The sequence below is a fragment of the Nocardia sp. NPDC005745 genome (assembly GCF_040630775.1).
GTDB lineage: Bacteria > Actinomycetota > Actinomycetes > Mycobacteriales > Mycobacteriaceae > Nocardia.
Genome location: NZ_JBEXYF010000074.1, coordinates 1 through 7,944, shown reverse-complemented (window position 1 = coordinate 7,944; position 7,944 = coordinate 1). Strand labels below are relative to the sequence as shown.

At 69.6% G+C, this 7,944-nt stretch carries 7 protein-coding genes and 1 pseudogene; 2 read left to right on the top strand and 6 right to left on the bottom strand.

The genetic code is table 11. The features are described 5' to 3' along the window. The 4 genes and pseudogenes from ABZ420_RS35625 to ABZ420_RS35610 form a co-directional block, all read right to left on the bottom strand. Positions 1 to 97 (bottom strand): annotated as a pseudogene (locus ABZ420_RS35625) (NADH-quinone oxidoreductase subunit J); the annotation flags it as partial. Between the two features lie 493 nt (positions 98 to 590). Beyond that, positions 591 to 1,592, bottom strand: a complete 1,002-nt coding sequence (locus ABZ420_RS35620; protein WP_357132504.1) for a hypothetical protein — start codon at positions 1,590 to 1,592, stop codon at positions 591 to 593. A gap of 147 nt (positions 1,593 to 1,739) precedes the next feature. Next, on the bottom strand, positions 1,740 to 2,804 hold the full coding sequence (locus ABZ420_RS35615) for an NlpC/P60 family protein (protein ID WP_357132501.1): 1,065 nt from the start codon (positions 2,802 to 2,804) through the stop codon (positions 1,740 to 1,742). Between the two features lie 217 nt (positions 2,805 to 3,021). Continuing rightward, on the bottom strand, positions 3,022 to 3,591 hold the full coding sequence (locus ABZ420_RS35610) for a C40 family peptidase (RefSeq protein WP_357132497.1): 570 nt from the start codon (positions 3,589 to 3,591) through the stop codon (positions 3,022 to 3,024). A gap of 595 nt (positions 3,592 to 4,186) precedes the next feature. Between ABZ420_RS35610 and ABZ420_RS35605 the strand changes: the two genes are divergently transcribed. Beyond that, a complete protein-coding gene (locus ABZ420_RS35605; RefSeq protein ID WP_357132494.1) occupies positions 4,187 to 5,983 on the top strand; it encodes a DEDD exonuclease domain-containing protein in 1,797 nt (598 codons plus the stop codon). Between the two features lie 5 nt (positions 5,984 to 5,988). Further along, positions 5,989 to 6,264, top strand: coding sequence for an Lrp/AsnC ligand binding domain-containing protein (locus tag ABZ420_RS35600; RefSeq protein ID WP_040865888.1), 276 nt, complete (start codon positions 5,989 to 5,991; stop codon positions 6,262 to 6,264). Positions 6,265 to 6,270: 6 nt separating this feature from the next. Here the strand turns inward: ABZ420_RS35600 and ABZ420_RS35595 are convergent, their stop codons facing one another. Then, positions 6,271 to 6,561: a hypothetical protein gene (locus tag ABZ420_RS35595; RefSeq protein ID WP_357132490.1), complete on the bottom strand. Its 291-nt coding sequence runs from the start codon at positions 6,559 to 6,561 to the stop codon at positions 6,271 to 6,273. A gap of 156 nt (positions 6,562 to 6,717) precedes the next feature. Next, on the bottom strand, positions 6,718 to 7,779 hold the full coding sequence (gene trpD, locus ABZ420_RS35590; RefSeq protein ID WP_357132487.1) for an anthranilate phosphoribosyltransferase: 1,062 nt from the start codon (positions 7,777 to 7,779) through the stop codon (positions 6,718 to 6,720). Positions 7,780 to 7,944: the final 165 nt, after the last annotated feature.

Below are 7,944 nucleotides of genomic sequence, written 5' to 3'. Positions count from 1 at the left end.
CGAACAGGAACAGCATCATGACCGCGCCGGTGTAGACCACGATCTGCACGACGCCGAGGAACAGCGCGTCCTGGGCGATGTAGAACGCGGCCAGCAGTGGTTGGTGGTCGTCGGTGACCGGTGATCAGTCGGGTACGCGGTGGGCGTGCGAACGCGAGTCGGGCTGCGAATGGCGGATGCTTGGTCTCGCTCCGCTCGAAACCGGGAGTTGGGATGCGCCGGGCGCGTGGGGGCGCGAACCCTGGGCATCGTGCACGCGGCTCGCAGTGGTCGTCCTGATGACCGATCCGCGACGGCCGTGCGAACCGGACCGGGCCGCGAACGGCGCATGCTTCGCTCGAAACCGGGAGCTTGGTGGGTCGGCATGCGGCTCGTCGGCATAGTGCACGCGGGTTGGGCCGGCTGTGTTTCCGGTTGGCGGTATTCGTTGGTCAACGCTTGCGCAGGGGCGGGTTGGTTCGGGCGGGTGGCTCGGCCGACCAGTCCCAGCTCGGCACGGCGCCTTCAGTTGCCTATGCCGTCCGCCGACCCTGCCTATCGGCGGGGCGCGGCGTAGAAGCAGTCCGCGATTCGCGGTTGCGGAGGTGGGGTCAGGCGGTCCTGGCTCGTACCCACTCGCGCCAGTCGTCGACGAACTCGGTGCGGGTGGTGCCGAGGACTTCGCGGAGGATGCCGTCTTCGGTGGTCGGGTCCTGTTTGCCCGCCGCGATGCGGTGGTAGAGCTGGACGAGGTGCGGACGGTCGTATTTCTCGGCGACGAATGCGCAGATCGACCAGGCCTTTTCGTAGGTGAAGGCGGCGTCGGTGCCGGAGAACTCGGCGTCGACGGGCAGATCGACGGGGATCTGCCCGGCGTGAGCATGCGCGGTGAGGGTGGGGGCGATGTCCGCGAACCGCTGGCCTTCGCCGTGGTGCGCGGTGTAGTCGGCGAAGCCTTCCAGCATCCACAGCGGGGCGCCGTCGACGGTGTCCGCGCGCGCGGCGATGTGGGTGAGTTCGTGCCGCAGCAGGGTGGCCATGCCTTCGGGATCGAGGCGGCGTCCGGTGTCGGGACCGAAGACGACACGCTGGCCGGTAGGGCTGCTGCCCTGGGTGAACGGGTCGGCGACCGAGGCGGCGGCGACTTCGGCGGGCAGGAGGTCGGGCGAACGCAGCAGAGCCGCGAACTCCGAAGGCGACGAGGCGACCACGACGAGCGCGGATTGCGCCCAGCCGGGACCCCAGACGTCGGTCACCGCGGCGGTGGCGTCGGCGAGTTCGCGTTCCAGCACGTCGATTTCGATCCGCTGATCGGAATGGCCGACGACCAGGGACTGCCGTCCGTCGCCGGTCGGCACCCGGCGGGCGACGATGGAGCCGAACGGTTCGACGATGCGCCGCACCTCGGCGAGCCTGGGATCGGTGGCCGCCACCTGACCGACTGCCTCGGTCGTCCCCGGTTCGGCGGCTCGCAGTTTCGGTAGCACCGTGTTCGGCAACATGATCAGCGCGACACACACGCCGGTGAGCGCCACCACCATCGCGACGGTGAGGCAGAACTCGAATCGCCGCCGCGCCGACCACCAGTCGCGCGATTTCCGCATGCCGGTCATCGGCGCGCACCGTCCGGCGACATGGCGCCGCGGTGCCGTGCGGTGGCGGAGGCGCCGTGTCGACCGCGCGGGTCGCTCACGGTCGTCCGTAGCCGGTCGGTCGTGCCCGGGGTAGTGCGGTGCCGCTGTTTGGCTCGCTCACAGGGTCTAGTATCGCCGAGCCGAATGGAACGGTGTCGAGCCCATGGGCGCGACCGCGACGGGCACGCCGAAGGTCGAGGCGTGCAACATGAGTCCGTTTCCCGCGTAGATGCCGACGTGCGAGATGTCGGAGTAGAAGAAGACGACGTCGCCGGGCTGCAGATCGTCCTTGGCCACCGGGGTGCCGTAGGTGGCCTGCTGCGAACTGGTCCGTGGCACGTTCTTGCCGACCTGCTTGAAGGCCCACTGGACCAAGCCGGAGCAATCGAACTGGTCCGGGCCGGTGGCACCCCAGACGTAGGGGTCGCCGATTCGCGTGAGTCCCGCTGCCAGTGCGCTGGTGCCGCTGCCGGGAACGAGACCCTGCAAGAGGGTGTCGCGGTCGAATCCGGGCGGGAACGGCGATCCGGCGAGAGCGGACTTGTCCTTCGCCGACAGCGTGCCCCAGGCCTGCACCACCTGCGCGATGGCGCCACCGAGATCACTGCGCTTGTGTTCCAGATCGATGCGCACCGCCTCGGCCTTCTGCGCGGCGGAGCGCGCCGCGTCGGAGGCGGCGCGGGCCGCCGATTCGGCCGCGGTGGCGGCGTCGGTGGCCTTCTCGTAGTGGTCGAGCTGCTCGGAGGTCTGCGCGGATACCACATCCAGCGTGGACATCTGGTCGAGCAGTTGCTGCGGTGAGTCGCTGACCAGCACGGCGAACAGACGGTTGGTGCGGGCGCCCTGGTAGGCGGCGATCGCGGTGCGGTCGATGACCGGCTGGTACCGGCGGACCTCGTCACGGGCACGGTTGACCACGTCGGTACTGGCGGCCAGCCGGGCGTCGGCGTCGCGCTGCACGGCGAGTTTCGCCTCCAGCTCGGCCTCCGCTCCCAGTGCCTGCTGGTTGAGCTGCTCGGACTGATGAGACAGATCGATCATCCGCTGCACGGCTTCGGTGGCCGTCGAGGGAAGTGCCACCGGATCGGCTCCGGCCGGTCCGCCGCCGTAGAGGCCCGCGGCCAGGATTCCGGCTGCCAGCGTCCCGCCCACCAGACGTTTGGTCTGCTGTCTCCGGTGATGTTCAGCCACAGCCCGCGGTGCCCCGTTCTCTCGTGAAGCGATCTCTCGTGAAACCGACGCAGAGTCCTTCGCCGAAACCGGGGTTTGCGTCGGCGAACCGCGGGTAATCGGTGGAAGGTCTCGGTTAGGTTACGGAACGGCCCGTGTCGATGTCCAGTAGAGCACGGAACGATCACGGGCCGTTGGTGCGGTCGGGCCGCGACTCAGCGGCCCGGCCAGCTGCTTCTCAGAAGCGGCGCGCACCCGCGACCGGCATGGAGGAGATCGGCGCGACCTTCACGGGCTGACCCGAGGTGGACGCGTGCACGACGTTGCCGTCACCGGCGTAGAGGCCGGAGTGGCTGCCGCCGTAGAACGAGACGAGGTCGCCCGGCTGCAGATCGTTCAGCGAGACCGGGCTGCCCGCGGACAGCTGCGCGCCGCTGGTGCGGGGCAGTTCGACGCCCGCCTGGCGGTAGGACCACTGGACCAGGCCGGAGCAGTCGAACGAGTTGGGACCCGCGGCGCCGTAGACGTACGGGGAGCCGACCTTGCTCATAGCGGCGTCCAAGGCGATCTCGCCGGAGCTCTTGGGGGCGGCGAAAGGAAGGGGGGCGGGACCGGGCAGCTCGAGGCCCGGCAGGGCCGGCGGGACCGGGATCTCGTTGGGAACGTCGAAGGTTCCCACGCCGGGGATGGTCACCGGCTGGGCCGACGCGGGGGCTGCGGGCAGCAGTAACGCGCCGAGAGTGGCAGCGCCGACGGCCCCGGCGGCAACAGCGCGTTGTGCGTGACGCTTGACGGCGTTGGTCGTCATGATGCGGAACTCCCAATCTGCCTCACGACGCCGCACCCGGTGGTGCCGCGGACTTCGTCTGGGCCGCACCGGTTGGCGCGGCGGACTCCGTGAGGTCTCGAAAAGGTTACGAACACATCACGGTGATTTGTAAAGGCCGGGCAATGCGAAAAGCGTCTGCTCAACAATTCCGTGGCCCAAACGCTGTGAGATGCGTCCCACGGAATCACGAAAAGATAACGGTGCCGAAATCCCAGGAAGGGCCCGGTTTCGGCTGTCGGCTGGAGTGGGCCGGACCGGTCGGCGGCCTCGGGTTGCCTCGACCGATGTTTTGCCAGGTAAATGGCTATAAAGCACCGTAGGGCACGGCATGGTCGCCCGTTCGTACACTGTAGAGCCGGGGGTGATGGGCTCGCCTGCTGTTGATCGACTGCATTTCGCAAGACTCGCGGCAATGTTTGATACAGTTTTGCGCCTTTTGTGATCTGGGTCTCTTTTCCGCATTTCTAGATCATTTGCCGGGTATCGCCCGAGAATCCCCACGGTGTAATTCGGACATTTCGTGGCGGATCCGCCTGCCCGGTTCCTGTCGGACCGTGGCCCTACGCTGCTCGCCGTGTCCGACCCCGCGCCGCGCCAGGCCGTCCAGCAGCTGGCTTTCGACGAGCTCGACACCCCCTTGTACGACACCACCTTCGTGGTCGTGGACCTGGAGACCACCGGGACCAGTCCCGGAGCCGACGCCATCACCGAGATCGGCGCGGTGAAGGTGCGCGGCGGGGAGGTGCTCGGCGAATTCGCGACGCTGGTCAACCCGGGACGCGCGATTCCGCCGGCGATCGTGCACGTCACGGGCATCACCACCGCGATGGTGTACGCCGCGCCGGGGATCGAGGCGGTGCTGCCCGGCTTCCTGGAGTTCGCCGCGGGCGCCGTGCTGGTCGCGCACAACGCCCGATTCGACATGGCGTTCCTGCGCTCCGCCGCGGCGCAGTGCGACACCCCGTGGCCGGCCGCGCGGGTGCTGTGCACCGTGAAACTGGCTCGGCGGGTGCTCGGGCGCGACGAGGCCCCCTCCGTGCGGCTCGGCTCGCTGGCGCGCTTGCTCGGCGCCTCCACCCAACCGACCCACCGCGCACTGGACGACGCCCGGGCGACCGTCGACGTGTTGCACGCGCTGATCGGACGAGTCGGGAACCAGGGCGTCCACAGCCTCACCGAGCTGCTGGACTATCTGCCCGACGTCACGCCCCGGCAGCGCTCCAAGCGCGTCCTCGCGGCCGATCTCCCCGCTGCTCCGGGTGTGTATCTGTTCCGCGGTCCTTCCGACGAAGTCCTATATATAGGTACGGCCGTGAACCTGCGCCGTCGTGTCCGTAACTACTTCACCGGTTCGGAGACCCGGGGCCGGATGAAAGAGATGGTGTCCCTGGCGATTCGGGTCGACCACGTGGTGTGCGCGCACGCGCTCGAGGCGGGGGTGCGCGAACTGCGGCTGCTGGTGGCGCACGCTCCGCCGTACAATCGCCGGTCGAAATTTCCGAAGCGAGCCTGGTGGCTCACCCTCACCGACGAGCCGTTCCCGCGGTTCTCGGTGGTGCGCGAACCCACCCGGGATGCGCTGGGGCCGTTCCGCTCCCGCAACGACGCCGCCGACCTCGGCTTGATCATCGCCGAGTTCACCGGACTGCGCACCTGCACGACGCGGCTGTCGCGCGGGGCGGTGCACGAGTGCCCGCCCGCCCTCGTCGGTGGGTGTCCGGCGGGGTCCACGGGCAACCCGCTGGAAATGGCGCAGTACGCGCCCGCGCCCGCGCTCGTGCGTTCACTGTTCGCCGGGCACAGCGACGCGCCGATCCGGTCCATCCTCGATCGCATCGAAACCCACTCGCATGCCCAGCATTTCGAGGCGGCCGCGCGGCTGCGCGATCGTGCGGCGCGGGTGGTGCGGGCGCTGCGCCGTACCCAACGGCTGGCCGCGCTGGCACGCATAGCCGAATTGATCGCCGCGCATCCCGACGGCGACGGCGGGTGGGAATTCGCGGTCATCCGGTACGGCCGCCTGGCCGGTTCCGGCACGGCACCGCGGGGCGTGCCGCCGATGCCCCTCGTGGAACAGATCGTCGCCGCCGCCGAAACGGTGATCCCGACGGGGGTTCTCGCCGAGCATCCGCTGCCGGAGGGGGAAGCGCCGATCACCGAAGACGCGCCGCCGTTGCGGGGCGCTTCGCCGGAAGAGGTGGCGTTGGTCGCCCGCTGGCTGGCCCGGCCGGGGGTGCGGATCGTGCGCACCACGGAGGGATATCGAGAGCCGCTGTTCGGCGCCGCGCGGTGGCTGGGCTGGGCGGAACTGGCCGCCGCGGCGGTCCGCGCGCAACCGACCGAGCAGGGCTATCTCGACCGCTTAGGCTGAGCGTCATGATTACCGCGATCGTCTTGATTCACGCCGACAACGGCCGCATCCCCGAGACCGCGCAGGCGGTCGCGGACACCGAGGGCGTCGCCGAGGTCTACTCCTGCGCGGGCGACGTGGACTTGATCGCGATCGTGCGGGTGCGCGACCATGAGCAGATCGCCGAGGTGGTGACCGCCCGGATCGACAAGACGCCCGGTGTCCTGCGCACCACGACGCACATCGCCTTCAAGTCGTACTCGCGGGCCGAAGTGGAGGCCGCGTTCTCGCTGGGCGACTAGTCCCGTTCAGTCCTCGACCCGGACGCTGAGCACCGCGAAATAGGCGGCGTCGTTCGGCGCGAGCACTTCGACGACATCGCCCGCGCAGCCCGGCTCGTCGTACAGGTGCACGACGCCGTCGGTGCGGTTGCGGATCTCCACATCGGACCCGTCGCCGACATCGAGGCAACCCACGGGGTTCTCGTAGCTGAGGCCTGCGGCGAACAAGGCCCCTTCGGCCGCGTTCGCTCCTGGCGCGGCGGCGGCGATACCCGCGGTGGCGAGGACAGCGAGTAGCGCCGGAACGGAGGGTCGCATATCTGTGCTCCTCGTCGGTCGAACCGGCCGGCGCGGTGCCCGACGAACTCGGCGATGCGCCGGATTGCCGCCTCGAACGTTACCGGCCGCGACAGCGCCGATCAGGGCCTTCGCTCAGGTCAGCGTGTCGACCCCGCGCGCATCGACCGACCCGCGTCAGTTGTCGCCGAGTGTCTGCGTCAGCTTCGCCCAGCGCTCCAGCAGCGCGGCCGCGTTGCCCGCATCGATCGCCTCGGCGGCACGGTCGATGCCCGCGGCGAGCGCGGCGTGCAGATCCGCGTCCGGATCGCCCGCGCCGCGCGACCAGTCGTAGGCCACGATCGCCGCCGCCGAATTCAGCAGCACCGCGTCGCGGACCGCTCCACCGCGACCGGCGAACACGTCGCGGGCCACGCCCGCGTTCACCTCGGCGTCGCCGCCGCGCAGCGCGTCCAGCTCGACCCGGGGGATGCCGATGCGGGTGGGGTCGATGGTGGTCCGGCGCGTCCGCCCGCCCGAGACGATCCACGCCTCGGTGGTGTCCGAGGTGGTGATCTCGTCGAGCCCGTCGTTGCCGCGCACCACCAGGGCGCTCGCACCGCGTTCGGCGAACACCCCCGCGATGACGGGCAGCAGGTCGGCGAACGCGCAGCCGACCAGCCCGGCGCGCGGCTGCGCGGGGTTGGTCAGCGGTCCGAGCACGTTGAACACCGTCGGTATGCCGATCTGGCTGCGGGCCGCCCCCGCATAGCGCAGGGCGGGATGGAACACGGCCGCGAAGCAGAAGCCGATGCCGACCTCGCGCACACAGCGCGCCACCGCCTCGGGACCGAGCGCGAGCTTCACGCCGAGCGCTTCCAGCACATCAGCGCCGCCACTCTTCGACGACGCGGCCCGGTTGCCGTGCTTGACCACGGGAACACCGGCCGCGGCAACCACGATCGAGGACATGGTGGAGATGTTCACCGAACCGGATCGGTCACCGCCGGTGCCGACGATGTCCACCGCGTCGCCATCGATGCGCACCAGCCGGGCGTGGTCGAGCATGCCCGCGGCCAAGCCGGTCAGTTCGGCGGGCGTCGGGCCTTTGATCTTCATGGCGACGCCGAATGCGGCGATCTGCGCGGGAGTGGCGTTGTCGGACATGATCTCGTTCATCGCCCACGACGTGTCGTCCGCGGCCAGGTCGCCACCGTCGGCGAGGACTCCGAGTACCTGAGGCCAGCTGCGCACGCTCATTCCACACTTCTCCCGTCACACCGGTTCCACGCACCAGTTCGTCCGCACGCAGCCTAGCTGTGTTTGTTTGGTGGCCCCGGCCAGCCGCATCATCACGGTGGTCGCGGCATCGGACTCGATCACCAGATCGGCCAGCACATTGCGCATCGCGGGCTGGTCGATCAG